22 protein-coding genes are annotated in these 25,327 nt (G+C 68.6%); 13 read left to right on the forward strand and 9 right to left on the reverse strand.

Annotated elements, in window-relative coordinates; genetic code table 11:
- Window positions 1-469 precede the first annotated feature (469 nt).
- The 9 genes from flhF (at window position 470) to EAT51_RS02035 (ending at window position 10,354) form a co-directional block, all read left to right on the forward strand.
- The gene (flhF, locus tag EAT51_RS01995; RefSeq protein ID WP_130515539.1) at window positions 470-2,086 is read left to right on the forward strand and encodes a flagellar biosynthesis GTPase FlhF; all 1,617 of its coding nucleotides are present in this window, start codon (window positions 470-472) and stop codon (window positions 2,084-2,086) included.
- Window positions 2,073-2,921, forward strand: a complete 849-nt coding sequence (locus EAT51_RS02000; RefSeq protein ID WP_130515537.1) for a MinD/ParA family protein — start codon at window positions 2,073-2,075, stop codon at window positions 2,919-2,921. Before flhF ends, EAT51_RS02000 begins: the two co-directional genes overlap by 14 nt.
- Window positions 2,918-3,667 carry an RNA polymerase sigma factor FliA gene (locus EAT51_RS02005; RefSeq protein ID WP_130515535.1) on the forward strand — a complete coding sequence of 250 codons (750 nt, stop codon included), beginning with the start codon at window positions 2,918-2,920 and terminating at the stop codon, window positions 3,665-3,667. The genes EAT51_RS02000 and EAT51_RS02005 overlap by 4 nt, the downstream gene beginning before the upstream one ends.
- A 730-nt stretch (window positions 3,668-4,397) precedes the next feature.
- Complete coding sequence (locus EAT51_RS02010; RefSeq protein ID WP_130515533.1) at window positions 4,398-5,141, forward strand: flagellar motor protein; 744 nt, start codon at window positions 4,398-4,400, stop codon at window positions 5,139-5,141.
- A 22-nt stretch (window positions 5,142-5,163) separates the two neighbouring features.
- Entirely contained in the window at window positions 5,164-6,132 is a 969-nt protein-coding gene (gene motD, locus EAT51_RS02015) for a flagellar motor protein MotD (RefSeq protein ID WP_130515531.1), read from the forward strand.
- The gene (locus tag EAT51_RS02020) at window positions 6,132-6,911 is read left to right on the forward strand and encodes a ParA family protein (protein WP_130515529.1); all 780 of its coding nucleotides are present in this window, start codon (window positions 6,132-6,134) and stop codon (window positions 6,909-6,911) included. The genes motD and EAT51_RS02020 overlap by 1 nt, the downstream gene beginning before the upstream one ends.
- A complete protein-coding gene (locus EAT51_RS02025) occupies window positions 6,908-8,347 on the forward strand; it encodes a putative bifunctional diguanylate cyclase/phosphodiesterase (RefSeq protein ID WP_165421882.1) in 1,440 nt (479 codons plus the stop codon). Before EAT51_RS02020 ends, EAT51_RS02025 begins: the two co-directional genes overlap by 4 nt.
- Window positions 8,348-8,506: 159 nt before the next feature.
- Window positions 8,507-9,169 carry a sensor histidine kinase gene (locus EAT51_RS02030; RefSeq protein WP_130515525.1) on the forward strand — a complete coding sequence of 221 codons (663 nt, stop codon included), beginning with the start codon at window positions 8,507-8,509 and terminating at the stop codon, window positions 9,167-9,169.
- A gap of 105 nt (window positions 9,170-9,274) precedes the next feature.
- Window positions 9,275-10,354: an HDOD domain-containing protein gene (locus EAT51_RS02035; RefSeq protein ID WP_130515523.1), complete on the forward strand. Its 1,080-nt coding sequence runs from the start codon at window positions 9,275-9,277 to the stop codon at window positions 10,352-10,354.
- Window positions 10,355-10,832: 478 nt separating this feature from the next.
- Here EAT51_RS02035 and EAT51_RS02040 read toward each other — a convergent pair whose 3' ends face one another.
- From EAT51_RS02040 to fucP, 3 genes are all read right to left on the reverse strand, one after another.
- On the reverse strand, window positions 10,833-12,869 hold the full coding sequence (locus EAT51_RS02040; RefSeq protein WP_130515521.1) for a M1 family metallopeptidase: 2,037 nt from the start codon (window positions 12,867-12,869) through the stop codon (window positions 10,833-10,835).
- A 149-nt stretch (window positions 12,870-13,018) separates the two neighbouring features.
- Window positions 13,019-13,780: a bifunctional demethylmenaquinone methyltransferase/2-methoxy-6-polyprenyl-1,4-benzoquinol methylase UbiE gene (ubiE, locus tag EAT51_RS02045; RefSeq protein ID WP_130515519.1), complete on the reverse strand. Its 762-nt coding sequence runs from the start codon at window positions 13,778-13,780 to the stop codon at window positions 13,019-13,021.
- 239 nt (window positions 13,781-14,019) lie between these two features.
- Window positions 14,020-15,327: an L-fucose:H+ symporter permease gene (gene fucP, locus EAT51_RS02050; RefSeq protein ID WP_165421908.1), complete on the reverse strand. Its 1,308-nt coding sequence runs from the start codon at window positions 15,325-15,327 to the stop codon at window positions 14,020-14,022.
- A gap of 128 nt (window positions 15,328-15,455) precedes the next feature.
- Between fucP and EAT51_RS02055 the strand changes: the two genes are divergently transcribed.
- Window positions 15,456-15,911: a nucleoside deaminase gene (locus tag EAT51_RS02055; protein WP_130515515.1), complete on the forward strand. Its 456-nt coding sequence runs from the start codon at window positions 15,456-15,458 to the stop codon at window positions 15,909-15,911.
- Between the two features lie 135 nt (window positions 15,912-16,046).
- Here EAT51_RS02055 and EAT51_RS02060 read toward each other — a convergent pair whose 3' ends face one another.
- From EAT51_RS02060 to EAT51_RS02075, 4 genes are all read right to left on the reverse strand, one after another.
- Window positions 16,047-16,472 (reverse strand): hypothetical protein, encoded by a 426-nt coding sequence (locus tag EAT51_RS02060; protein ID WP_130515513.1) that lies wholly within the window; start codon window positions 16,470-16,472, stop codon window positions 16,047-16,049.
- A gap of 343 nt (window positions 16,473-16,815) precedes the next feature.
- Window positions 16,816-18,183: an ATP-dependent protease ATPase subunit HslU gene (gene hslU / locus EAT51_RS02065; protein WP_205953477.1), complete on the reverse strand. Its 1,368-nt coding sequence runs from the start codon at window positions 18,181-18,183 to the stop codon at window positions 16,816-16,818.
- Window positions 18,184-18,279: 96 nt separating this feature from the next.
- A complete protein-coding gene (hslV, locus tag EAT51_RS02070; protein WP_130515511.1) occupies window positions 18,280-18,831 on the reverse strand; it encodes an ATP-dependent protease subunit HslV in 552 nt (183 codons plus the stop codon).
- Between the two features lie 100 nt (window positions 18,832-18,931).
- Window positions 18,932-19,270: a hypothetical protein gene (locus EAT51_RS02075; protein WP_130515509.1), complete on the reverse strand. Its 339-nt coding sequence runs from the start codon at window positions 19,268-19,270 to the stop codon at window positions 18,932-18,934.
- Window positions 19,271-19,627: 357 nt separating this feature from the next.
- Between EAT51_RS02075 and EAT51_RS02080 the strand changes: the two genes are divergently transcribed.
- Together EAT51_RS02080 and EAT51_RS02085 are read left to right on the forward strand one after the other, a co-directional pair.
- Entirely contained in the window at window positions 19,628-20,176 is a 549-nt protein-coding gene (locus EAT51_RS02080) for a hypothetical protein (protein ID WP_165422675.1), read from the forward strand.
- A gap of 117 nt (window positions 20,177-20,293) precedes the next feature.
- Complete coding sequence (locus EAT51_RS02085; RefSeq protein ID WP_130561207.1) at window positions 20,294-20,878, forward strand: hypothetical protein; 585 nt, start codon at window positions 20,294-20,296, stop codon at window positions 20,876-20,878.
- Here EAT51_RS02085 and EAT51_RS20730 read toward each other — a convergent pair.
- Both EAT51_RS20730 and EAT51_RS02095 read right to left on the reverse strand, forming a co-directional pair.
- Entirely contained in the window at window positions 20,875-22,608 is a 1,734-nt protein-coding gene (locus EAT51_RS20730) for a type 4 pilus major pilin (RefSeq protein ID WP_130561208.1), read from the reverse strand. The genes EAT51_RS02085 and EAT51_RS20730 overlap by 4 nt on opposite strands.
- Window positions 22,605-22,955 (reverse strand): conjugal transfer protein TraD, encoded by a 351-nt coding sequence (locus tag EAT51_RS02095; protein WP_130561209.1) that lies wholly within the window; start codon window positions 22,953-22,955, stop codon window positions 22,605-22,607. Before EAT51_RS02095 ends, EAT51_RS20730 begins: the two co-directional genes overlap by 4 nt.
- 382 nt (window positions 22,956-23,337) lie before the next feature.
- Here EAT51_RS02095 and EAT51_RS02100 point away from each other — a divergent pair, with 382 nt between their 5' ends.
- Window positions 23,338-25,311, forward strand: a complete 1,974-nt coding sequence (locus tag EAT51_RS02100; RefSeq protein WP_130561210.1) for a MobA/MobL family protein — start codon at window positions 23,338-23,340, stop codon at window positions 25,309-25,311.
- Window positions 25,312-25,327: the final 16 nt, after the last annotated feature.

Consider the following 25,327-nt stretch of genomic DNA (forward strand, 5'->3'; position numbering starts at 1 on the left):
TTCGGGATTCGGGATTCGGGATTCGGGATTCGGGATTCGGGATTCGGGATTCGGGCGAAGCTAAGAGCCTTGTCAGAAGTGGGCAAGAAGAACTGGTGATCGAGGCGAGATCCAGGAACCAAGCGACGTTCGCGCTAGCCGCATGACCCGCCCCCGCTCTTGCGCGCAGCGCAAGGGAGCTCGAAGTCGCGGTAGCGACCGAGGGGGAGAGGTCAGCTGTTGCTATTGCTGCTTCGCTCTCCTCCGGCCACGCGCGAAGAGCACCCCTCCCCAACCCTCCCCTGCGCTGCGCGCAAGGGAGGGGGCAGGTCACTTGGGCTCACGCTTCCTGCGATCCCGAATCCCCAATCCCCAATCCCCAATCCCCAATCCCCAATCCCCAATCCCGGCTTCTCCCGCGGCACAACTCCTGCATGAGTCCAACCAAGCGTGATGCCGGAGGGCCGGCAGCGCAGGAGACCACCGCCCGATGAACATCAAGAGTTTCGTTGCCAGCGACATGCGCACCGCGCTGCGGATGATCCGCGACGCGCAGGGGCCGGACGCGGTGATCCTGTCCAGCCGGCCGGTGGCCGGCGGCATCGAAGTGGTCTCGGCCACCGAGTACGACCAGGCCGCGCTGGCCCGCGCCATGCGCGCGGCGGGCGCCGACCCGGCCGATGCCAGCCCGGCCGCGCTGTCGGCGCTGGCCCAGCAGCAGCTGCCCGCCGGGATCCCGGCATCCGTCGGAATCCCGGCGCAGCCGGTCGCCGCCGCCCAGCCGCTCGCCGCGCCGCCGCCGCCGAGCGCGCAGCCCGATCCGGCCGCCGCCTTCGCCGCGGTCATGGACAAGGCCCGCCCCGCAACGCACGGCGCCGACTCGCTGCTGGCACGGGCCCGCGCGCGCCTGCTCGGCCAGCCCGCCGAACCGGCGCCGGCCGCCGAGCGCGCCCCGGTCCAGGTCCAGGTCCACGTCGCCGCACCCGAAGCCGCCGCCCAGGTCGACGTGCAGGATTTCGCCGCCGCCCTGCGCGCGCGCCTTGCCGAAAGCGAGGCCCAGGCCACCGTCACCCTGGACATGACCCGCCCCGCGCAGCCGATCACCGCAGCGCCGGCGGCCGAGGCCGCCGCCCCGATCATCGAGGCCCCGACCGAACCCGCCCGCCCCGCCCTGGCGCTGGTGCCCGGCATCGAGACCGACCCGGCCATCGTCGCCATGCGCGAGGAGATGGCCCGCATGCGCGCACTGATGGAGGCGCAGATGGAGCAGCTCTCGCTCGAACGCCTGCGCGGCTCGCCAGCGCGCGCGGCCGCCTTCGACGCCCTGACCGGCTACGGCTGCGAGCAGGCCCTGGCCCAGGCCGTGGCCCTGCGCGTGGACCCGTCCCTGCCGCTGGCCGAGGTCAGCGCGGCGATGCTGGCCGAACTGGCCGACAGCCTCAGCATCTGCGCCAGCGAGACCATCGACGAGGGCGGCGTGATCGCCCTGGTCGGCCCCACCGGCGCCGGCAAGACCACCACCGCGGCCAAGCTGGCCGCGCGCTTCGCCGCCCGCCACCGCGCCCGCGACGTGGCCCTGATCACCACCGACTGCGAGCGCCCCGGCGCGCACGAACAGCTGCAGGCCTACGGCCGCAAGCTCGGCATCACTGTGTGCGAGGCGCGCGGCATCGGCGGCCTGCAGCTGGCGCTGGAGCAGCTGGCCGACTATCCGCTGGTGCTGGTGGACACCACCGGCTACGCGCCGACCGACCGCGCGCTGTTCAACCAGATCCTGTGGCTGCGCGCGACCACCAAGGTGCGCAGCCTGCTGGTGCTGCCGGCCAACGGCCACGCCCAGGACATGGGCGAGGTCATCCGCCGCTACCGCCCGGCCGCGCCGGAAGGGCTGATCCTGACCAAGCTGGACGAGACCGGCTACCTGGGCAGCGCCCTGTCGGTGGCCGCGCGCACCGCCATGCCCATCGCCTACACCACCAACGGCCAGCGCATCGACAGCGACATCGACGCCGCCGACGCCCTGGCCATCGCCCAGGCGATGGAAAGCGCGCGCCGCAGCAGCGATGTGGCCACCCACGGCATCGAGACCCGCCATGCAGTCGCCTGATCCCCGCGCCCCGCGCATCCCCCGCGTCATCGCCGTGGCCAGCGGCAAGGGCGGCGTGGGCAAGACCACGACCTCGATCAACCTGGCCGCGGCCATGGTCAACGCCGGCCAGCGCACGCTGCTGCTGGATACCGACCTGGGCCTGGCCAACGCCGATGTGATGCTGGGCCTGTCCCCGCGCTTCACCCTGGCCGATGTGTTCGCCGTCAAGTGCACGCTGGCCGACACGCTGCTGGAAGGCCCGGGTGGCCTGCTGGTGGTACCGGCCGCCTCGGGCAAGCAGCACATGGCCCAGCTGTCGCCGGCCGAACACACCGGCCTGATCCACGCGTTCTCCGAGCTGGACGTGCCGCTGGACGTGATGGTGATCGACAACGCCGCCGGCATCGCCGATGGCGTGCTGACCTTCTGCCAGGCCGCGCACGACGTGGTGGTGGTGGTCTGCGACGAACCGGCCTCGATGACCGATGCCTACGCGCTGATCAAGGTCCTGGGCCGCGACCGCGGCGTGCGCCGGGTGCACGTGCTGGCCAACCAGGTCGGCGATGCGACCGAGGGCCCGGCGCTGTTCGCCAAGCTCGAACGCGTGGTCGGCCGCTTCCTGGACATCACCCTGAACTACCTCGGCGCGGTGCCGCGCGACGAATGGCTGCGCCGCGCGGTGCAGCGCCAGGAGGCCGTCGTGGACGCCTTTCCCTCGGCGCCCTCGGCCATCGCCTTCCGCGACATGGCCCGCCGCGCGCGCCAGTGGCAGCAGCCCACCGCGCCGCGCGGCCATGTCGAATTCTTCCTCGAACGCCTGGTCGGCCAGCCCGCCCAAGGGAGCCCGGCATGAACCTCATGGCCGCTGCCCAGTACCGCGCCCACCAGCAGGGCTCGCCCGCCGAGATCGTCGAGCGGCACGGCGAACTGGTGCGCCGCATCGCCCACCACCTGGCCGCGCGCCTGCCGGCCAGCGTGGAGATCGACGACCTGATCCAGGCCGGCATGCTGGGCCTGATCGACGCGGCCCGGAACTTCCAGAACGACCAGGGCGCCACCTTCGAGACCTACGCCTCCATCCGCATCCGCGGGGCGATGATCGACGAGATGCGCCGCGGCGACTGGACCCCGCGCTCGGTGCACCGCAACTACCGCGAGATGGTCTCGGCCGTGCGCCAGGTCGAACAGGCCACCGGCCGCGCCGCGACCGCCGCGCAGGTGGCGGCGGTCATGCAGATCCCGCTGGACGAGTACCACCACCTGGTCGAGGACGCCGCCCGCGGCCAGCTCACCAGCCTGGACGCGCACATCGCCGAACACGACGGCGAGGCGCGCCTGGCCGGCGCCGACAGCGCCACCCCGGCGCGCGCCTTCGAGCAGACCGCCTTCCGCGACGCCCTGGCCGAGGCCATCGCCGGCCTGCCCGAGCGCGAGGCGATGGTGCTCTCGCTGTACTACGAGCAGGAGCTCAACCTGCGCGAGATCGGCGCGGTGCTGTCGGTCAGCGAATCGCGCGTCTGCCAGATCCACGGCCAGGCCGTGATCCGCCTGCGCGCCCGCCTCGGCGAATGGAAGCGCGAGCCGGCGGAGATCGACTGAGGGTGGCTGTTTGGCAGACAGCTGAAAGCCGAAGAGCTAGAAGCTGCAAAGCTAGAAGCTGCAAAGCTCGAAGCTGAAAAGCTGAAAAGCACCCCCTCCCAACCTCCCCCTTCGCTGCGCGAAAGGGGAGGGGCCGATCGCCTGGTGGGACCCGCCACGGCGGCTCCCACTTGTAGAGCGGAGCTTGCTCCGCTGGGGCTTTCCCCACGAACCGAACCAAGAGCAGCGGAGCGAGCTCCGCTCTACAGACGGGCGGCCGCTAGATTTGAGAGACAGTTGCTCCCACGACAGCAAGGCACTCCCAGCAAAGCCCGAAGCCGGCTTCTGCCGTTCGCGGGAGCGATAGCCTCAGCCATTTGAAAGGCCGCGCGCGGTCTGCCCGCTCCCTTTGGCCGAAGGCCAAGGGGAGCTCGAAGTCGCGGCTAGCGACTGAGGAGGAGGGGTGCTCTTCGCGGGGAGCCTGAAGATCACAGCCTCCCAACTCCCCTCGCTGCGCAAAGGGACGACACGGATTCCAGCCACATCGAGAAACCGCGCACTGCATCACGCCGCGACAGTGATCCATCTCGGAGCCGCGCCATGAGCCTGGCGCGTATCTTGCAACACAGGGTCAGCCGCAACGCATCCCAGGTGCATGAGGCGCGCGCATCGCGCGCGCCTCATCCCGCCTGTCGCGTCGCGCGCGAAAAACCTCTCTTCAGGAATCCGGCGCGCGGCCGTCATACAGATCATGGACAAGCTCAGCCTCGTTGGTGCCATTCTCGCGCTGGTCGCGCTGCTGCTCGGCAGCGTGCTCAAGGGCGCCGGCATCGAAAGCCTGTGGTCGCCGGCCGCGTTCGTGATCGTGGTCATCGGCACCTTCGCCTCGATCATGCTGCAGACCCATATGTCCACCTTCCTGCTGGCCTTCAAGCTGGTCAAATGGGTGTTCATGCCGCCCGCGCAGGACCGAGCCGGCGTGCTGGCCAAGATCGTCGAGTGGTCCAACACCGCGCGCAAGCAGGGCCTGCTCGGCCTGGAGGCGCAGGTCAAGGAACAGGACGACGCCTTCATCAAGAAGGGCCTGCAGATGGTGGTCGACGGCATCGAGCCGGAGTCGATCCGCAACGTGCTGGAGACCGACATGCACCACCAGCAGACCCGCGACACCGCCGCGGCCAAGGTGTTCGAGGGCATGGGCATCTACGCGCCCACGCTGGGGATCATCGGCGCGGTGCTGGGCCTGATCGCGGTGATGAAGAACCTGGCCGACCCGTCCAAGCTGGGCCACGGCATCGGCGCGGCATTCACCGCCACCATCTACGGCATCGGCATGGCCAACCTGATGTTCCTGCCGGTGGCGGCCAAGCTCAAGGCGCTGATCGCCGAACAGAACGAGTCCCGTGAGATGATCCTCGAGGGCCTGATCGCCATCGCGCAGGGCGAAAACCCGCGCAACATCGAATCCCGACTGTCGGTCTACGTGGCGCACTAGAACACAAGGACGACCTCTCCCCATGGCGCGCAAGCACCAGCACGAAGACCACGTCAACCATGAGGCCTGGGCGATCCCCATGGGCGACCTCATGACGTTGCTGCTGGCCTTCTTCGTGGTGATGTACGCGATCTCCTCGGTCAACGAGGGCAAGTTCCGCGCGGTGTCCGATGCGCTCAACGCCGAGTTCGGCGGCCCGCCGCGCTCGGTCTCGCCGGTGCAGCTGGGCAAGCACCAGCTGCTGGGCTCCTCCTTCGACCGTCCCTCGCTGGCGACCTCGGCCGCGCGCATCGGCCCGGCCCCGGCCAGCCAGCTGATGCAGGCCAAGATGCGTCAGGCGCTGGACGCGCCGCGCTACGGCCAGTCCACCGTCGGCATGACGCCCACCGCGTTCGACGCCACCGCCAGCCAGGGCCCGGGCATCGGCGGCGGCCAGCTGGGCGCGGTCGGCGAGAACATCCAGGCCGTGCTTTCCGACCTGGTGGCCAAGCACCAGGTCACCGTGCGCCGCGGCGAGAACTATCTGGAAGTGGAGATCCAGAGCGACATCCTGTTCCCCAGCGGCGTGGCCACGCCCAGTCCGGTGGCCGCCTCGACCGTGCAGCGCGTGGCCGAGGTGCTGCGCGACGTGCCCAACGCGGTGCGCGTGGAGGGCTATACCGACGATCAGCCCATCGCCACGGCGCAGTTCGCCTCCAACTGGGAGCTATCGGCCGCGCGCGCGGCCAGCGTGGTCCACGTGCTGACCCAGACCGGCGTGTCGCCGGCGCGGCTGGCGGTGGTGGGCTACGGGCAGTTCCAGCCGGTCGCCGACAACGCCACCGCGCAGGGCCGCAACGCCAACCGCCGCGTGGTGCTGGTGATCCTGGCCACGCCCAACGGCGGCCGCCCGCGCGGCCCGGACTCGGTCAGCCCCGACACGCTCCAGCCCCAGCCGTCCACGCCGGTGGCCGTCACCCCGCTGCCCGCCAACGTGGAGGCCGCCGGTTGATGAAGACCTGGGCGATCGCCAACCAGAAAGGCGGCGTGGGCAAGACCACGACCACGCTGTGCCTGGCGCGCTGCCTGGCGCAGGCCGGCCGCCAGGTGCTGATCGTGGACATGGATCCGCATGCCTCGATGACGCGGGCGTTCAACGTGCCGCGCCATCCGGTGCCAAGCGGCACGCACGAGCTGTTCGCCCACGGCGCGCCCGGCGCGGATACGCTGGCGCGCACCACGCCCATCGAGGGCCTGCGCCTGCTCGCCGCGCAGCCAGCGTTGGCCACGCTGGAACGCCGCAGCGCCAGCCAGCCCGGCCTGGGCATGGCACTGCAGCGCGCCCTGTCCGGCGTGGCCGACCTCTACGATGAGGTGCTGCTGGACTGCCCGCCCACGCTGGGCCTGCTGATGGTCAACGCCCTGGCCGCCGCCGACGCGCTGATCGTGCCCACCCAGACCGATCCGTTGGCCCTGCACGGCCTGACCGACATGCTGCATACCGCCGAGATGGTCGAGACCTCGCGTCGCCGGCCGCTGCCGCGCTTCGTGCTGCCCACGCTGTACGACAGCCGCACCACCCTGGGCACGCAGAGCCTGGAGCTGCTGCACGACCTGCACACCGGCCGCGTGTGGCCGCAGGCCATCCCGATGGATGCGCGCCTGCGCGATGCGCGCGCGCTGGCCTCGGCCGCGCCCATGACCGGCCCGGGCGCCGACGCCTACCGCCAGGCGCTGGCCTGGCTGCAGGCCCAGCCGCCGCTGTCCGCCACACGGAGCCAGGCCGCGTGAACCGCTCGCCCTCCGACGATCCGATCGCCGGCTACGTCGATGCCCTGCTCGACGATCCCGCGCGCGAGCGCGCGCGCACCGAAGAGGATCCGGTCACCGGCCTGCCCACGCGCAACGGCCTGCTGGTCGCGCTGGACGAACGCCGCAACCAAGGCATTCCCACGGCGGTGGCGGTGCTCGGCCTGGACAACTTCCGCTCGATCATCGTGACCCTGGGCCACGCCACCGCCGACACGGTGCTGCAGGTGGTGGCCGCGCGCCTGTTCGCGCGGCTGCCCGACGATGTCTTCCTGGCGCGGCTGGAGGGCGATGAGTTCGCGCTGTGCTTCCCCAGCGCGCGGCAGAAGCCGATGGAGGCCATGCTCAACGCGCTGCTGCTGGACCTGGCCCAGCCGTGCGAGGTCGATCTGCATCGCGTGCACCTGGATGCCTGCATCGGCGTGGCGATGGATGGCGAGGCCGAGCCGGCGCTGCCGTCCGTGCCGGCCGACGAGGTCGCCGCGGTCGACGATTCGCCCGAGCTGCCCGATGCGCTGGAACTGGTCACCCGCGCGCAGTTGGCCATGCACCACGCCAAGCGCAGCCGCGGGCGCTCGCTGCGGCGCTTCGAACCGAGCATGCGCACCGAGGCCATCGACCGGCGACGGCTGGACCTGGAGCTGCGCCGCGCCCACCGCGACGGCGAGTTCGAACTGCATTACCAGCCGCAGATCGAGCTCAAGTCCGGCCGCGTGTCCGGCGCAGAGGCCTTGCTGCGCTGGCGCCACCCCGAGCGCGGGGTGCTGCTGCCGGCGGAGTTCATCGAGGCCCTGGCGGTCAGCGGCATCGCCACCACGGTGGGCTGGTGGGTGCTGGAACAGGCCTGCAAGGACGCGGTGAACTGGCCCCTGATGGACGGCCGCCCGCTGGCGGTGAGCGTGAACCTGTTCCCGGTGCAGTTCGCCCACGAGGATCTGCTCAAGGAAGTCGACAACGCCCTGGCCAGCAGCGGCCTGGCGCCGGCGCGGCTGGAGCTGGAACTGACCGAGATCATCGCGCTGCGGGAAGACGGCAATGCCGCCTCCACGCTGCAGCAGCTGCGCCGGCGCGGGCTGCGCGTGGCCTACGACGACTTCGGCACCGGCTATGCCTCGCTGTCCACGCTGCATCACCTGGCCGTGGACCGGGTCAAGATCGATCGCGGCTTCGTGCGCGATGTGATGCAGGACCGCGGCGATGCGGCGATCGTGCGCTCGATCCTGCTGATCGCGCGCAACTTCGACCTGCAGGTCACCGCCGAAGGCGTGGAGACCGACACCCAGGCCGACTTCCTGCGCGCACTGGGCTGCAACGAGGTGCAGGGCTATCTGTACTCGCCGGCGCTGCCGCGGGTGGACTTCGACGTCTGGCTGGACCGCTACCAGCGCAGCCGCGCCCTCCCGCACGATCGGTCATGAGCTGCAGCCGCGCGGGCTCCGACGCCGGCGCGGCTGATCCACTTCGAGATCAAGCGCGCGACGTGCCAGCGTGCGGCTATACCGCGCGGCTCGATTCGAGGCGTCCCTGCCGACCTCATCCTCACGTCGAAGCCCGTCGCACGCTTTAGGCTGGCGCCCATGCCCGACCCTGCCCATGACGCGGCCCACGACCCCGCCTTCCGCGACGCCCTGATCGCCGCCCAGGACGCCGAGCGCGCGCGCATCGCCCGCGAACTGCACGACGAGCTCGGCCAGCTGCTCACCTCGCTGCGCCTGAGCCTGGCCGAACTCTCCGCCACCCTGACCGTGCCGCAGCAGCAGGATCTGGCCTGCGATCTCGACGCGCTCTCGGCCCAGGCCCTGCAGGCCGTGCGCGGCATGACCCACGCCCTGCAGCCGCCGCTGCTGCAGCAGGCCGGCCTGGTCGCCGCGCTGGAGGCGCTGTGCCAGCGCCACGACGCCTCGGGCGCGGTGCGCTGCACCCTGCAGGCCCCGGCCGAACTGCCACGCCTGCCCGACGCACTGGAGCTGGCCGTGTACCGCATCGCCCAGGAGGCGCTGACCAACGCCCTGCGCCACGCCCGCGCCACGCAGATCCAGGTCAGCCTGCTGGTCCGCGCCAGCACGCTGCAGCTGACCGTGCGCGACGACGGCACCGGCTACGACGTGGGCAGCCCGGCGGGCTTCGGCCGGCGCGGCATGCATGCCCGCGCCGGACAGCACGCCGGCCAGCTGCACGAGAGCTCGGACGATGAGGGCACCTGCGTGCGCGCGACCTTCCCGCTGGGCGGGGCAGACTGAGCGAACCGGCCGGCGTCCCCGACCAAAGGCACGCCAACGCCGCGATTGCGATAAATAGCGTTGCTATCATGCGGGCATCGCATCGCAACACCTCCTGAGGGCTCCGTGCACATCGTCGTGGCTGGTGAAACCAGCGAACAGGCAGCGCAACTCCAGATCCACCTGGCCGCGCGTGGCCGCGACTGGGGGGTGAGCTGGCTGCAGCTGGGCGATGGTCCCACCCCGCATCTGGACGCGCTGGCGCCCGACGCGCTGGTGTGCTTCTCCGGCACCGGCTGGAACCGCTGCAACCTGATGATGCACGAGCTGCGCGAGCGCTTCCCGCTAGCCGCGCGCGTGGTGCTGGTGCCCGATCCGCAGGGCGAGGAGATGATGCAGGCGCTGGACGTGGCCCACCGCGTGCTGCCCGAGCCGTTCGATCCAGTCGCCCTGATCGATGCCATCGACGACATCGTCGAACTGCGCTCGCTGCTGGACGATGCGCGGCTCAAGCAGGCCATCGAGCAGGCCGGCCCGCTGCCGGCCGCGCCCAAGCAATACCTCACCCTGAGCCGCCTGCTGCGCAACGACAGCACCCAGGCCGCCGATCTGGTGGACGTGGTCACGCAGGACCCGGCGCTGGCCGCGCGCGTGCTGCGCCTGAGCAACTCGGCCTACTACTCCGGCGGGCGCGAGATCAGCGACCTGCGCATGGCGGTGGTGCGCCTGGGCCAGGACGCGCTGCGCCGGCTGGTGCTGGCCAGCGAGGTGTTCTCCTCCGGCCCCGGCGTGGACGAAGTGCGCGAGCGCGCGCTGCGCATCTCGCGCCTGGCCGACCAGCTGCTGCCCGAGGCCGGCACCGGCGTGGCCGCCACCGCCGGCCTGCTGTCCCAGGTCGGCAGGTTGCTGCCGCCGCTGGAACTGCACGAGCCGGACGGCCCGACTCTCCTGCCGCACAGCGTCGCCGGCGCCTATCTGCTCGGCCTGTGGGGCCTGCCCGCGCCGATGATCGAAGCGGTCGCCTGGCACCAGCAGCCGGCGCGCGCCGGCTCGCTGTTCTGGGTCGCCGGCGCCGTACACGTGGCGGCCGCGCTGATCGACGGCAGCGAAGTCGACACCGACTACCTGCGCCGCGTGCGCAAGCTGCACGAACTGCCGCGCTGGCGCGCCCTGGCCGACGCCGACCAGGCCCTCGCCCAAGCCTGAAAGCCCCCTCAGTCGCTAGCCGACTTCGCGCTCCCCCTTGGCCTTGCGGCCAAAGGAAGGGAGCAGAAGCACCGCACCCAAGAGACAAGGTGCAGTTAACGCCCCTCCCCTTTCGCGCAGCGAAGGGGGAGGTCGGGAGGGGGGCTTTTGCCTTTGACGTCACCGCGAGAAGCACCCCTCCCCAGCCCTCCCCTTGGCCTTCGGCCAAAGGGAGGGGGCAGAAGCGCCCGCCACTCAACAGACAAGAAGCAGCTCACGCCCCTCCCCTTTCGCGAAGCGAAGGGGGAGGCTGGGAGGGGGTGCTTTTGCCTTTGCCGTCATCGCGAAAAGCACCCCTCCCCCTCAGTCGCTAGCCGCGACTTCGAGCTCCCCTTGGCCTTCGGCCAAAGGGAGGGGGCGGAGCGCGTCGTCTGAAGGATGGCTGGAAGGCCGCCGCGCCCGCGGCTAGCGCGGGGCGAGGCGGCAACGCGAACCGCGCTTACTGCGCCGGCGGCTTGGTCGCGGCAGGCGTGCTCGCGGCCGGCGTCGAAGCCGCCGGTTCGGCCTCCGGAGCCGGAGTCGAGACAGGCGCAGAGGCAGCCGGCGCCGCCGCCTGACCCGCCTTGTCCAGCATCGCCTCCACCGAGCCGGTGGTGATCGGGTGATAGCCCGGCTTGGCCTTGGCGAACACCTCGCGGGCGAACTGCAGCCCCTCGGGCGTCTTCACCAGTTCGGCGTAGATCGGCATGATCAGCTTGCGCCGGCCGACGCGGCCGATGAACTCGCCCGCCGCCGGCCACACGTCGTGATCGCCGCTGCGGATGGCCAGCGGATACCAGCGCATGGCGATCTCGCCGTTCGGCGTGCCGGTGAAGTGGTAGGCCGCATCGAGCTGCTTGAGCTTGTCCACCGGCAGGGTCTGGCCCAGGCCTTCGATGAAGTGCACCCACTGCTGGGTCACCCAGTCCTCGGTGACCTGCTTGTTGGGCAGCGTGCCGCTGCCCAGCCAGGCGATGCGGGCGGTGTCCACCAGTGCGAACCCGCGCGACTGCGCGCGCGTGGCGAAGGCGGGAATGCCCGGCTGGTCCAGCCACGCATCCAGCTCGGCCTGGGTGACCGCATTGGGATTCTTCGGCAGCAGGTGCTGCTTCATGTAGGCGACGAACTGGTCGGTGGTCGCGCTCTGGAAGGCGTGGTCGTTGAACCAGCCGCGCAGGAACGGATCGAACACCGCGCGCCCGAAGCGCTGCTCCAGGAACTGCAGGAACCAGGCGCCCTTGACGTAGGCGACCTGGCTCAGCGCCTCGTCCGGATCGGTCTCGCCCAGCGGCGGCAGCGCCAGCGCCTGCTGCGCCGGGGTCATGTCCTTGAGCTCGTTGAGCAGATCGGTCTGGTCGATCTGGCGCTCCATCTCGGCCATTTCCTGGCCATACACCGCCTCGGTGATGCGGCCCTGCACGTAGGTGGTGAAGCCCTCGTTGAGCCAGATGTCCTTCCACGAGGCGTTGGTCACCAGGTTGCCCGACCAGCTGTGCGCCAGCTCATGGGCCACCAGCGAGACCAGCGACTTGTCGCCGACGATCACCGTGGGCGTGGCGAAGGTCAGCGTCGGGTTCTCCATGCCGCCGAACGGGAACGAGGGCGGCAGCACCAGGATGTCGTAGCGGCCCCAGCGGTACGGGCCGTACAGATCCTCGGTGGTGGTAATCATCTTCTCGGTGTCGGCGAACTCGGCCGCGGCCTTGTCGGCCATGGCCGGCTCGGCCCAGATGCCGGCGCGGTCGGAGAGCTTGCGGAACACCAGGTCGCCGGCGGCGATGGCCAGCAGGTAGGACGGGATCGGCTTGTTCTGCACGAAGAAGTAATCGCCGTCGCGCACTGCGGCCGGGTCGTTGCCGGCGCTCATCAGCACCATCACGTCGGGACGGCTGGTCACGTGCGCGGTATAGGTAAAACGCACGCCCGGGGTGTCCTGCAGCGGCACCCAGCTGCGCGCATGGATCGCCTGGGACTGGCTGAACATGAAGGGCAGCTGCTTGCCCTCGGTCATCGACGGCGCCAGCCACTGCAGACCCGAAGCGTCGGGCGAGGTGTGGTAGGTCACGCGCACCACCGGATTGCGCTGCGGCGCCTGGATCGTCAGTTTGCTGCCGAAGGTCTTGTCCGCGTCGGCCAGTGCGTACTGCAGCGGCGCGAAGGTCTTGCCGTCGGCGCCGGCGCCCTCGACCTTCTCGATGGTCAGCGCGCGCGTGTCGAGGACCAACTCGGTGGCCTTGGGATCCTTCCAGTCCAGCCGATAGGTGGCGGTGCCGCCGATCTGCTTGGTGTCGAAGTCCAGCTTGACGTCCAGCGCCAGGTCCTTGATCACGACCTTCTCGGGCTGGGCGTAGGAACTCTCGTCGTGGCGACGGTCGGGCTTGGACACGGCGGCGGCCTTGGGCGTGGCGGTGGGTGCGGTTTCGGACGTGGCCGATTCCTTCGAGCAGGCCGACAGCAGCAGGGCCGCGCAGGACAGGGTGAACAACACAGAGCGCATCGGGGGAATCAGCCGGTCTGGGACGGGAACTTGCATTCTAGCCCCTGCGTCCCGGGCCGATCCCACAACGCACAACGCCCGGCCTGGGCCGGGCGTTGCGTCGCGTGCCTGCGGGTGCGCCTGCGACCTCTAGGCGCCCGCCGGGCCTCTTAGACCTTGTAGCCGTCGTGGATGGCGACGATGCCGGCCGACAGGTTGGTGTAGCGGGTGCGGGCGAAGCCGGCCTCGGTCATCATCGCCTTGAGCTGGTCCTGCGGCGGATGCTTGCGGATCGACTCGGCCAGGTACTGGTAGCTGTCGGCGTCGCCGGCGAACAGCTTGCCCAGCTTGGGCAGCACCTTGAACGAGTGGAAGTCGTAGATCGGCCGGAACCACTCGGGCTTGACCTCTGAGAACTCCAGCACGCGCGCCTGGCCGCCGACCTTGAGCACGCGATGCATCTCGCGCAGCGCCGCGTCCTTGTCGGTCACGTTGCGCAGGCCGAAGGCGATGGTCACCAGGTTGAAGCTGTTGTCCGGGAACGGCAGCGCCTCGGCGTTGAGCTGCACGTACTCCAGCCCCGACACCAGCCCGCGGTTGGTCAGCCGGTCGCGGCCGACGGTGAGCATGCCGGCATTGATGTCGCCCAGCACGATGCTGCCGGCCTTGCCGACACGATCCTTGAGCAGCGCGGCGATGTCGCCGGTGCCCCCGGCCAGGTCCAGCACGCGATCGCCGGGCTTCACCTGCGCGGTGGCGGCGAAGTAGCGCTTCCAGATCCGATGAATGCCCAGACTCATCAGGTCGTTCATCAGGTCGTACTTGCCGGCCACCGAGGTGAAGACCTCGCCGACCAGCTTCTGCTTGTCGCGCGCGGCGACATCACGGAAGCCGAAGTGGGTGGTGCCGGAGGTATAGGGGGATTCGCTCATGCCCGCGATTATCGCACCGACCGGCGCGCGATGGCGTCGAGGCCCCGCGCGCCGCCCCAAAAGCAAAAGGCTCACCGAAGTGCGCCCTTGCATGCCCTAAGCAAACTTGCCTGCGGCCCCCTCCCTTTCGCGCAGCGAAGGGGAGCTCGAAGTCGCGGCTAGCGACCTAGGGGAGGGGTGCTCTTCGCGATGAACCAACAAACCGCGCGCCCTCCCCCACGCAAGGACTCAATCCGCCCTCAGCGCTGCACCCCAGCCACCGGCACCGGCTCGCGCACCTTCGAGCCGCTGATGCCGTAGTAGGCGATGTACAGATAGCACACCAGCGGCAGCACGAAGGCGTGGTGCAGACCGATATGGTCGGCCAGGAAGCCCATCAGCAGCGGCAGCACCGCGCCGCCGACGATGGCCATGATCAGCAGCGAGGAGGCGCGGTTGGTCAGCGGCCCCAGCTTGGCCATGCCCAGCGTGAAGATGGTCGGGAACATGATCGAATTGAACAGGCCGATGGCCACCACCGCATAGACCGCGGTCATGCCCGTCGTGGCCAGGGTGACCAGCAGCAGCACAGTGGCCACTCCGGCGAACACCGCCAGCAGCTTGCCCGCGTCGATGCGCACCAGCAGCGCCGAGCCGACGAAGCGGCCGACCATCGCGCCGGTCCAGTAGGCCGAGACATAGTTGGTCGCCGCCTTCTCGGTCATCGCGCCGATGTCGGGCATGGCCAGGAAGTTGACCAGATAGCTGCCGATGGACACCTCGGCACCGACATAGAAGAACAGGCCCAGCACGCCCAGCAGCACGTGGCGGTGGCGCAGCGGCTCGAAGATGCCGTAGTGGCGCCCGTCGCCCTGCTCGCTCTCTTCCGACAGCTTGGGCAGGCGGAAGGCGAAGATGAACACCGCCAGCGCGAACAGCGCGATCGCCAGGCCCAGGTAGGGCATCTGCACCGAGCTGGCCTCGGCGGTGCGATAGGCCAGCGCATCGGCCTGCGACATCGCGGCCACCTGCTCGGGCGTCTTCGGATCGGCCGCCAGGATCAGCAGGCCGCCGAACAGCGGCGCGATCGCGGTACCCAGCGAGTTGAAGGCCTGCGACAGGTTCAGGCGGCTGGAGGCGGTCTTTTCCAGCCCCAGCAGCGCGACATAAGGATTGGCCGCCACCTGCAGCACGGTGATGCCGGTGGCCAGCACGAACAGCGCGAACAGGAACAGCGGATAGCTGTGCGCCCCGGCCGCCGGCCAGAACAGCAGCGCACCGACGCCGGCCACCGCCAGCCCGCAGACGATGCCGCCCTTGTAGCCCAGCGCGGCGACCACGCGACCGGCCGGCAGCGACATCAGGAAGTACGCGCCGAAGAAGGTGAACTGCACCAGCGCGGCCTGGGTGAAGTTCAGCGTGAACACCGACTTCAGATGCGGCACCAGGATGTCGTTGAGGCAGGTCAGGAAGCCCCACATGAAGAAGATGATCGTCACCACCGCCATGGCCAGCTTGGGCGTGGAGCGCGCCACCGAGGTCGAGGTGGGCGTGGGGGTGGCATGCATCATGGACAATCCTGGATTGGGGTGGTCGGCGACGGCGCAGAGTATTCCATGTCGCCCGTCCAGCTCCTGTTGCGATGCAATATCCTTTGGTCTAACGGCGATGTCCTCGCCCCTGCTGGAGCCCCTGCATGATCGCCACCCCCGACTACGCCGCCCTGCTGCGCACGGCCATCGACGAAGCCCGCGCCGGCCTGGCCGAGGGCGGCATCCCCATCGGCGCGGCGCTCTACCACGGCGACGGCCGCCTGCTCGGCTGCGGCCACAACCGCCGCGTGCAGGAAGGCGACCCCTCCGTGCACGGCGAGACCGACGCCTTCCGCAAGGCCGGCCGCCAGCGCAGCTACCGCGACACGATCATGGTCACCACCCTGGCGCCGTGCTGGTACTGCTCGGGACTGGTGCGCCAGTTCGGCATCGGCACCGTGGTGGTGGGCGAATCGCGCACCTTCCAGGGCGGCATCGACTGGCTGCGCGAATCGGGCGTACAGGTCATCGACCTGGACGATCAGGAATGCGTCGACCTGCTCGGCGGCTTCATCGCCGCCCACCCCGAGGTGTGGAACGAGGACATCGGCGAGGACTGAAGCGGCTCACCGTCGTTCCTCATCGTTTCCACCAACGCGGCTCAACAACAACCCCCACCTCGTCGTTCCCGCGAACGCGGGAACCCAGCGACGTTGCTCGCCCAACACCACGCCCGCGCCGGCGCCGCGCTGCAATCAGCGCGGCTCGATATGGAACGCGCCGAAGGCCACGCCCAGATCCCAGCCCTTGCCCGTGCCGGCCAGCGACAGCGATACCTCGCCCTTGGTCATCACCTGGGCCTTGCTGGATTTCTCCACGCCGGCATGCGCCTCGGCGGTGGCATAGCTGCCCAGCAGCTCATCGATGCCGCGCACCTCGGTGAACTCGCCGCGCCCGTGGATGCTGGACTTGCCCACGGTCAGCCCGCCGCCCTTGGCGCTGACCTTTACCGCCATGCGCTGGCCGTTGTCGCAGGTGATTTCACCGGTGCCCTGGGAGGTCTTGTAGAACACCGACCATCCCGACATCTGGAAGGTCAGGTGGCAGGTGGTACGCGCCTGCGCAGGCGCGGCAAGCGCGGCCAGCGCGAGCGCCGACACGAGCACGAGAGGACGCAGCATGACGCACCTCGATGACGGGAAAGACCGGCGCAGCGTATGCCGCGCATCCAGAACGGACCGACAACGCGCTGTGACCACGCTGGGAGCCGTTGTCTGTTCCGACCACGTCGCGGCTTTCCTGTAGAGCGGAGCTTGCTCCGCTGCATTTCGGCCGGATCGTGGGGGCGGCCCCAGCGGAGCAAGCTCCGCTCTACCTAGGGGAGCGGCTGATGGCGGCGAGGGGCTTGACCGGGAAAACCCCCTCGCCGCCATGGCGGCTCCCATCAGGCATGGCATGCGTCGCCGGCGCCATACGACGAAGGCGCCCGCAGGCGCCTTTGTCATCTCGACCGCCGGCCATCCGTCAGAGGATGTAACGGCTCAGGTCCGGATCCTGCACCAGCTCGCCCAGGTACTTGTCGACGTAGGCGCGATCGACCGTGACCGCCTCGCCGTCGCGGTCCGGCGCCTCGTAGCTGAGCGTGTCCAGCAGCCGCTCGAGCACGGTGTGCAGGCGGCGCGCGCCGATGTTCTCCTGGCGCTCGTTGACCTGGAAGGCGATCTCGGCCAGGCGCTCCACCGCGTCGGGCTCGAAGGCCAAGGTCACGCCCTCGGTCTGCATCAGCTGCACGTACTGTCGGGTCAGGGCGGCCTTGGGCTCGGTGAGGATGCGCACGAAGTCCTCCTTGCTCAGCGCGCCCAGCTCCACGCGGATCGGGAAGCGGCCCTGCAGCTCGGGGATCAGATCGCTGGGCTTGGCCAGGTGGAACGCGCCGGAGGCGATGAACAGGATGTGGTCGGTCTTGACCGTGCCGTACTTGGTCGACACGTTGGAGCCTTCCACCAGCGGCAGCAGGTCGCGCTGCACACCCTCGCGGCTGACATCGCCGCCGCCGACGTTCTCGCCGCGCTTGGCGACCTTGTCGATCTCGTCGATGAAGACGATGCCGTGCTGCTCGCAGGCCTCGATCGCCGCCGCGCGCACGTCGTCCTCGTTGACCAGCTTGGCGGCCTCTTCCTCGATCAGCTGCGGGCGCGCGGCCTTGATGGTCACGGTGCGCTTGTGGGTCTTGGCCGCGCCCAGGCTGGAGAACATCTGCTTGAGCTGCTGACCCATTTCCTCCATGCCCGGCGGGGTCATGATGTCCACGCCGCCGACGCTGGCGGCCAGCTCCAGCTCGATCTCCTTGTCGTCCAGTTCGCCCTTGCGCAGCATCCTGCGGAACTTGGCGCGGGTGTCGCTGTCTTGCGCGGACGGCTCGCTGGACACCACCGCCGGATCGAAGCCGATGCCGCCGCTGCGCTTGGGCAGCAGCGCGTCGAGGAGGCGATCCTCGGCGCGCTCCTCGGCCTGGGTGCGCACCCGGGTCTTGGCCTGCTCGCGGTACAGCTTGACCGCGGTGTCGGCCAGGTCGCGGATGATCTGCTCGACGTCCTTGCCCACATAGCCGACCTCGGTGAAGCGCGTGGCCTCGACCTTGACGAACGGCGCGTTTGCCAGCGTCGCCAGGCGCCGCGCGATCTCGGTCTTGCCCACGCCGGTCGGACCGATCATCAGGATGTTCTTGGGCATGACCTCGTTGCGCAGCTCTGGCTCGAGCTGCGCGCGGCGCCAGCGGTTGCGCAGCGCGATGGCCACCGCGCGCTTGGCCGCGTGCTGGCCGACGATGTGCCGGTCCAGCTCCTGCACGATCTCGCGCGGGGTCATGGTGGAGTTATTCGCTTCGTTCATTGTGGGAATCGGGAATGGGAAATGGGGAATGGTCAAAAGCGGAGCCATCGGGATACGGGAAACAGCCTTTGCGATTCCCGATTCCCGATTCCCCATTCACAGCTCTTCGACCACCACGTTGCGGTTGGTATAGATGCAGATGTCGCCGGCGATGTTGAGCGCCTCGACCGCGATGGCCTTGGCCTCCAGTTCGGTATGCGCCAGCAGCGCGCGCGCGGCGGACAGGGCATAGGAGCCGCCGGAGCCGATGGCGATGATGCCGTCCTCCGGCTCGATCACATCGCCGGTGCCGCTGATGATCAGCGAGGTGTCCTTGTCGGCCACCGCCAGCAGGGCCTCGAGCTTTCCGTAGCGGCGCTCGGTGCGCCAGTCGCGCGCCATCTCGACCGCGGCGCGCTGCAGCTGGCCATGCTTTTCCAGCTTGGCCTCGAACAGCTCGAACAGGGTGAAGGCATCGGCTGCGGCGCCGGCGAAGCCGGCCAGCACGTGGCCGTCGCGGCCCAGCCGCCGCACCTTGCGCGCATTGCCCTTCATCACCGTGTGGCCGAGCGTGACCTGACCGTCGCCGGCGATGGCGACGTGGCCGTTGCGGCGCACCGACAGGATGGTGGTGGCGTGGAAGACGTTGGGGTTCTGACTGGGGTCCATGGCAGGCTCCGGAATGCTCCAGAGCAGATGGGGCGCCCAGCGCGGGTCTTCAACCCGCCCGCCGCGCCTGGGCCCAACGCCCAGGCGCGGCGGATCGTGCTTACTTCTTCGCCGGACCCTGCTGCAGCGCCTTCAGGCGCTCGCACATCTGCTTGCCGCCATCGGGCGCGGACTTGATCCTGGCGATGCCCGCGTTGAAGCCGGCGTCGTACAAGGCATCGAAGCCGCTCGAATCGGCGCCCTTGCCGTAGATGGCCGCGCGCGACTGTTCCTTGCGCGTTTTGGCCTGTTCCGGGGTGATGTTGCCGCACTGCTGCGCCAGTCCGTTGAGCTGCGCACCGTTCTTGATGATCGCGTCGCGGGTGGCGGCCGCGTCCTGGGCCATGGCGGGCGCGGCGATGGCCAGCGACAGCGTCAACGCAGAAAGGAACTGCCTCATGCAACGACTCCTGGTCCTGTTGAAGGGAGTCGCATCCTTGCCCGTCCAAGCTGAACCTTGACCAGATTGTCAGCCAGCGCAATACGCGGGTGTCATGCTCCTGCCATGCCAGCGGATGCACGCCTTCGCGGATTCTGCCCATACCCCGGGACGACTTTGCCATCGCGGCTGATAAACACGCTCGTGATGTCATGGAACACGCCTTTGTCCGGCGTGCGTCGATACGGCTTGCAGGAGCGGGGCCCTTGCTGGGCCTTGCCAGCGCCCGACTCCGTTTCACCACCGGTCAGCCTGCGCAGGACGCGGAGACCTTGCTAAGGTGCGTGGCATGGCAGCGCTCACATGCCTTTGCCCCGGATGATCATGCCTGCCATCAGACCCTTGCGTTCGCCGACGCGTCGCGCCCCTGGCAAGGCCGGCTTCTGGCTCGTGCTGACGGCGCTGAACCTGCTCCTGCCCGCCGACGGCAATGCCGAGCGTGCCCTGGCGCCGGTCGAGGTGCGCACGCCATGCGCGCCGATACCGGTGGTGGGTGACGATGGCCGCACGCACCTGGCGTACGAGCTGCATGTGACCAACTATTACCGCGACACCGGCGTGTTGCGGCTGCAGCGCATCGAGGTCTTCGCCGGCGAGGAGACCACGCCGCTCACGAGCCTGACCGGCCGGGATCTGGTCCAGGCCGTGCAGCCCCGGACTGCCGACGAGGATGCCACCCAGGTTCTCGTCGCTGCGGGCATGCGTACGGTCGCGTTCCTGTGGCTGACCGTGCCCGATGGCCGGCAGACGCCACGCGTGCTGCGCCATCGGCTCGTCTTCGTCGACGACAAGGGCCGGACCTCGCTGGTCGATGGCGCGTCTGTGGAGGTGGGCGGATCGTCCCGGCACCCTTTCCTAAGCAGTTGAACTGCAAGGAGATGTTGCCGGAGCCGCTCCCTCAAAACGATACCTCAAACGATACCCAATCGTAGCATGCAGGCACGGTAAGGGGCTCGTAGGCGGCCGTTCTCGAAAGAGGACGGCATGCTGTGGAAACTCTTGGCGGTGGTGGCATTGGTGGTCGGCGGCCCGGCATGGGCACACGACGATGGGTCGGCAGGCACCACTGAATCGGAAGCTGTCCCTGGCGTGGGCCGAGTGGACTACCAGCGCCTTTTTGAAGCGGTGAGCGAGCCTGGCGAAAGCCTGGATGCGTTTGCGCAGCGGATTGGCCCGCGCCTTCGCGCTTACAGCGATGAGACGGGGTTTGAGGCGTGCGGCGTTCTGGCCAGCGACGGCGACCGGTTCGGCGTGGTGATTGGAACAAATCACTCTCACGTTGCCTGCGTGAACTTCGCCAGCAAAATCCCCGCAGGCTTCCAGCCGACGGTGGAGACGATTCACAGCCACGGCGGCGAAAAGACGTTTGCGGCCAGTTCCACGGACGTGCTGCTGCTGGGCAAGGACGCCTTCGGTTCACGCTCGCGCACGTCGCTCCGCGTAACAGGGCAAAACCTTCGCATGTTCAGCAAGACGGATTACCAAGGGGGAGCCGGTTACTTGGCTACCCCCGATGGCGTCATTCACCAGGCCGGGGCGAAGCACGTCCGAGTGCTGGGCGGGGATTAGTCCCCGCCTTTCCCGATGCCCCTCACGCGCCATTGGGCCGTGACAGTCTTTGTGAACTGCTGGCCCGTGGCCCTATGGGTCACGGTGACCGTTGCGGTCCTGTCGTGGGGTGAGTTGACCGAGACATTGACCGGCGCAGCGGTGCAAGCGGAAGCCGTCCCAACACAATCCCCAGACCATTGGATGGCGTAGGTGCCAGGGTCAATGGTGCTGCGCAGCCCGAACACGGCAGACACTGGCGACGTGCGCAGGTAAAAGCGTCCTGCTTGAACACAACCGCCGTTCCAGGTCTCCGGCGCCTCGTCGGTTTGAGCCCCTACGAAACCACAGCTCGCGTCGAGGTCCAGCGTGGGGGCTGGCGTGGCGCAGGTGTTGGACGTGGTGACCCAGCCGCTGGTGGCGGTGTAAGTGCCGCTCCAGCTTTCAGTGGTGCTCGACGTGGGGGACCCGGTGAGAGCCGGGCACGTCCAGGACGTGGTGCGAGTGCCATTCTCGACGCGGTTGCGCTGTTGCCAGTGCTCGCCCGTCTGACCAGCGGGGCAACCCACGTTCTGGCTTTCGGCCGGCGCAACGCGGGAGATGGCCACCGACGTGGGCGAGGGGGCCACACACGCCGGGGCGCAGGTGCTGTTAACCGTGGTCCAAGGTCCATAGATCCCCGTGGCCCAAGCTTCATACGGACCACCTACCTCTCCGCAGTAGCCCAAACGTTGCTGCGTCACAGTCCCAATCTGTCCTGCGGGGCAGTTCACGTTTTGCGTCTGCGTCGGCGGCACGGTGCAGACCGTCAATCCCGGAGGCGTGCCGGGGGGCAAAACCGTTGGCGTCGGCTGAGGAGCCGTCGGTGTCGCTGGCGCTGGTGGGGCCGGAGGAACGGCCGGCGGCTGTGTTGCCGGCGGCCCAGCCGGCACCACGCCAGGCGTCCCCGGCGTGGCATCGTCCACTTCGGGGGCCCCATCGACCGGGCCCACCGGAGTGCTGGGGTTGGCCGGGTCCACCGACGGCGGGGCCGCAGGCAATCCGATGGACGACACCGCGACCGAGGACCCGGACGCTAATCCCGAGAAATACACAAACCCCAGACGGTCCCCGCCGTCGCGCTCACAAGCGACCGCCGCCGTAGCGGGGTCGTATTTTTTGTTCACATAGACGCTCTCGCCATTGACCTGCGCATCGGCCACGGCCGGGTCGCCGGCCATGGCCGCGACCAGTCGGGCGCATGCTGCCTTGGGCACGTCGCGCGTTTCGACTAAAAACGAGTCGTTGCCGCGCTTCACCGTGTTCGGCCAGAACGACACAGAGCCGCCCCAGGCATTGCGGAGGCCATCGCTCTGCCTCAGCCGCTGCGCGGCCAGGCCATCGGTTTGCACGAGCGACGTGGACAAGCCCGAGTAGCCGCCCACGATGCCTAATGAACGGTCAATCGCGGTGGCCGTTTCGCTGAAATCCAACTGCGTCTGCTTTACCTCAGCTGCCACGCTCGTCGGACCAAACAGCAGCCATCCGGCGGCCGCCATCGCTGAAGACACGCCCAGCACCAACAGCACCTCAACCAGCGTATAGCCGCCCGGTTGCGGGCCGCGTGGCGCACTTGGCGGGGGCGTCGGGCATTCCGCCTTACGTTTGCGGCGGGCGTCCAGCAGGTCGCTCAGCGAGCCAAGGAAGTGGGCGCGCAAGCCTTCCATCTGTTTTTCAAGCAGCGGGTCCGTGGGTTTCTTGTGCTCGCTCATGACCGGCCCGCCTTACGCGCGGCTTCGCGTGCTTCCAGATGGCGAATGCCTCGCTCCTTTACTTGTTCCCGGAAATCGGGGTGCGAGGCAAAGCGGTCAGTGATGGCCAATAAGGCGCCCACAATCTCCGCCTCATTCCACCCATCGGCGTTGGCGGCAATGACAAGCCCGCCCAAACCAATCTTGCGGTGCGCATCCTGGCGGCGTGCCTCTTCGCGTTCTTTGAGTTCGGCACGTCGCTGCTTGCGCTGCACCTCGCGTTCCGCCAACAACAACTTTGCTTGCTCGCGCGCCAGCGCCTCAACCATCCGGTCCAGTTTTAGTTTTTGCTTCTCAACATTTGCCACGACACGCCCACAACAGCCTTAGATAATCTATGCAACCAGAAAATAGGCCGAAGGCAAGGGGGCAACGCCCATTTTCTGGCGCGAGCGAGCAGCGAGCGCCGTTTTTGTTTTTTGGCATCGTTTGGCTAAAAAGTTGACAGTTCCGTTGTGCATGTAACTCTGATTTAGGGGGCCAGCGAGCGCAGCGAGCAGCCCCGGTTCTATGGCAGTTCGATGGGGTGCGAAGCGCCCCGAAAGAACAGCAATAGCGCACTTATGGTTTTGCTTCGCAAAACCGTGCGGTCAGGGCTTCGCCCCGACACCCGAACGCCACGCTCCGCGTGACGCCTCCCCCCAGTCCTCGCCCCCCAGGGGGCTGCGGTGTATTGGAGATTGTTGGGTCGTGGCGATTTATAGCGTTCAAGTCAAAAGCCTTTCACGGGGCAAGGGCGACTCCGCGACAGCGGCGGCGGCCTACCGTGCTGGGCTGGACTTGGACGACCCCAGCGGAACGCGTCACAACTACAGCCGCAAAACCGGTGTGCTGTCCGTGGACATGCTGGCACCGACTGACGCACCAGCGTGGGCGCTGGACCCGCACCAAGTCTGGGCCAAGGTGGAAGAGCACGAGACCCGGAAGAACGCCCGCGTGGCGCGTGAAGTGCTGATTGCATTGCCGCACGAACTCACACCCGAGCAGCGGCGGGACCTGGCCCGGGACGTCGGCCAGCTGCTGGTGGACCGATACGGTGTCGCGGCCCAGGTGGCGCTGCACGCGCCGGACAAGGGCGGGGACAATCGGAACTACCACGCCCACATCCTCCTGACTCCCCGCGTCGTTGGCGCCGATGGGTTTGGGGACAGCGCGGCGCGAGTGCTGGACGAATACGTTGCGGGCGCTAATGAACTAAAAGCCATTCGCGCCGCCATCGGTGAGCGCATGAACAAGGCGCTTGCTTCGGCGGGCGTGGACGCGCGCGTTGACCATCGCAGCTTGCACAAGCAAAAGATGGCGGCTGTAGAAAAGGGCGACTTCAAAGCGGCGGTTGCGTTGGACCGCCCAGCGACCCGTCACGAGGGCAAAGAAGTTACCCAGGCGCGGCGGCGCGGGACGCGCTTGCAGAAAGCCGAGCGGAACGACCGCGTGCGCGACGCGTCGGCCAGCCGAGTGACGGCCCACGCCGAACGCTTCGAAGCACTCAAGGCCCAGGTCGCTGCGGAGGGCCGTTTGGCTCACGTGGACGAGCAGGCGCTGCACGCGCAAGCCCTTCTGGAACGTCGCAAAGAATCGGCGGCGCGCCTGCGCGCTGCTGCCCAGCCAACCCCCACAGAGGCCCCAAGCCATGACCCAGTCAGCCCCAGCCGCCAGCCCAGCCGCAAGCGCCGCCCCCGTGCCCCCGCTCTCACGCGAAATAGCATCGATGCTCTTGGAATCCGAAACCCAGGAGCTGGCCACGAGCGCGTGCCTGCGCTGCAACCAGTCAACGGTGTTAACCCTGGCTTGGCCACGGGGGGGAGACGAGCTCCAGAGGCCGGCGGATATAGTCGTGTATTGCGCAGCGATGAACCGAGACATTACCGCGCCGGTCCTGCGGTGCTCCAGCTTCCAGTCCACACCGTAAAGGCCAACGCAGGGGCCGCCGTCCAGGCGCGTGCACCGCGCCCCGCGGCGCACAAAGCCGGGGCATCCATGCCCCGGCCAGCCCCCGTTGGGGGCGGTCAGCAGGGCAAGGGGGCGGCAGCGGTTGAGCGCGCTTCACGCAAATACACTCAGAACCGGCAGGCGGAAATCATGGCAGGCGACCAGGCGGTCAAAAATCTGGAAGAGATGATTGAACAGATGTTCAAGGTGGCACGCCGGGCGCTTATGTCCAGCAACGCCATCCCGGAGCAGCGTTCTGCCTCTCGCATGCTCCTCAGGTGCCACACAGACGTAGAGGAGTGCAAAGCAGCCTACGCTCAGGCGAAGAAGGACCGGGAGCAAGCGCGGTTGGCCCGCCGTAGGGCCGTGGCAGACGCCAATACGTTCCCGGTGCCCACGGATTTCCTTTCCACGGCGCTGCGCAAGGTGGGACGACCTACCGCCCAAGACCGGGCCGCCCGGGCGGCGCAGGAACAGAAGCAGCAGGCCAGGCTACAAGAACAACAAGCCCGTGCGTTGCGCGAGCAGACCAGGGAGGCCAAGAACAAAGCCGGGGTGGCGTTCGAGTTGGCCAAAGAAAACTTCCTTACGCAGTTCCCGAAGCAGTTCCCGACGACGCCTTCAGCTTCTCCGCTGGCGACGTCTCCAATCCTTGGCCCCGAGCCTTCCTCACTGAGTCAGCCTAGTCTCGATAGCGGCTTGAGCTCACCCAGGAAGCCCGCGCCGCGGCCATGACACTCGAAACCGAGCA

The sequence above is a fragment of the Pseudoxanthomonas winnipegensis genome, assembly GCF_004283755.1.
Taxonomy (GTDB): domain Bacteria; phylum Pseudomonadota; class Gammaproteobacteria; order Xanthomonadales; family Xanthomonadaceae; genus Pseudoxanthomonas_A; species Pseudoxanthomonas_A winnipegensis.

Bases quoted from the DNA above. Each gene is read 5' to 3' on its own strand.
- EAT51_RS02080 (WP_165422675.1), top strand. From the start codon at position 19,628: ATGATCATGCCTGCCATCAGACCCTTGCGTTCGCCGACGCGTCGCGCC.
- fucP (WP_165421908.1), bottom strand. From the start codon at position 15,327: ATGCATGCCACCCCCACGCCCACCTCGACCTCGGTGGCGCGCTCCACG.
- EAT51_RS02005 (WP_130515535.1), top strand. From the start codon at position 2,918: ATGAACCTCATGGCCGCTGCCCAGTACCGCGCCCACCAGCAGGGCTCG.
- EAT51_RS02085 (WP_130561207.1), top strand. From the start codon at position 20,294: ATGCTGTGGAAACTCTTGGCGGTGGTGGCATTGGTGGTCGGCGGCCCG.
- EAT51_RS02020 (WP_130515529.1), top strand. From the start codon at position 6,132: ATGAAGACCTGGGCGATCGCCAACCAGAAAGGCGGCGTGGGCAAGACC.
- EAT51_RS02075 (WP_130515509.1), bottom strand. From the start codon at position 19,270: ATGAGGCAGTTCCTTTCTGCGTTGACGCTGTCGCTGGCCATCGCCGCG.
- hslU (WP_205953477.1), bottom strand. From the start codon at position 18,183: ATGAACGAAGCGAATAACTCCACCATGACCCCGCGCGAGATCGTGCAG.
- ubiE (WP_130515519.1), bottom strand. From the start codon at position 13,780: ATGAGCGAATCCCCCTATACCTCCGGCACCACCCACTTCGGCTTCCGT.
- EAT51_RS02055 (WP_130515515.1), top strand. From the start codon at position 15,456: ATGATCGCCACCCCCGACTACGCCGCCCTGCTGCGCACGGCCATCGAC.
- EAT51_RS02030 (WP_130515525.1), top strand. From the start codon at position 8,507: ATGCCCGACCCTGCCCATGACGCGGCCCACGACCCCGCCTTCCGCGAC.
- EAT51_RS02040 (WP_130515521.1), bottom strand. From the start codon at position 12,869: ATGCGCTCTGTGTTGTTCACCCTGTCCTGCGCGGCCCTGCTGCTGTCG.
- hslV (WP_130515511.1), bottom strand. From the start codon at position 18,831: ATGGACCCCAGTCAGAACCCCAACGTCTTCCACGCCACCACCATCCTG.
- flhF (WP_130515539.1), top strand. From the start codon at position 470: ATGAACATCAAGAGTTTCGTTGCCAGCGACATGCGCACCGCGCTGCGG.
- motD (WP_130515531.1), top strand. From the start codon at position 5,164: ATGGCGCGCAAGCACCAGCACGAAGACCACGTCAACCATGAGGCCTGG.
- EAT51_RS02010 (WP_130515533.1), top strand. From the start codon at position 4,398: ATGGACAAGCTCAGCCTCGTTGGTGCCATTCTCGCGCTGGTCGCGCTG.
- EAT51_RS02060 (WP_130515513.1), bottom strand. From the start codon at position 16,472: ATGCTGCGTCCTCTCGTGCTCGTGTCGGCGCTCGCGCTGGCCGCGCTT.
- EAT51_RS02000 (WP_130515537.1), top strand. From the start codon at position 2,073: ATGCAGTCGCCTGATCCCCGCGCCCCGCGCATCCCCCGCGTCATCGCC.
- EAT51_RS20730 (WP_130561208.1), bottom strand. From the start codon at position 22,608: ATGAGCGAGCACAAGAAACCCACGGACCCGCTGCTTGAAAAACAGATG.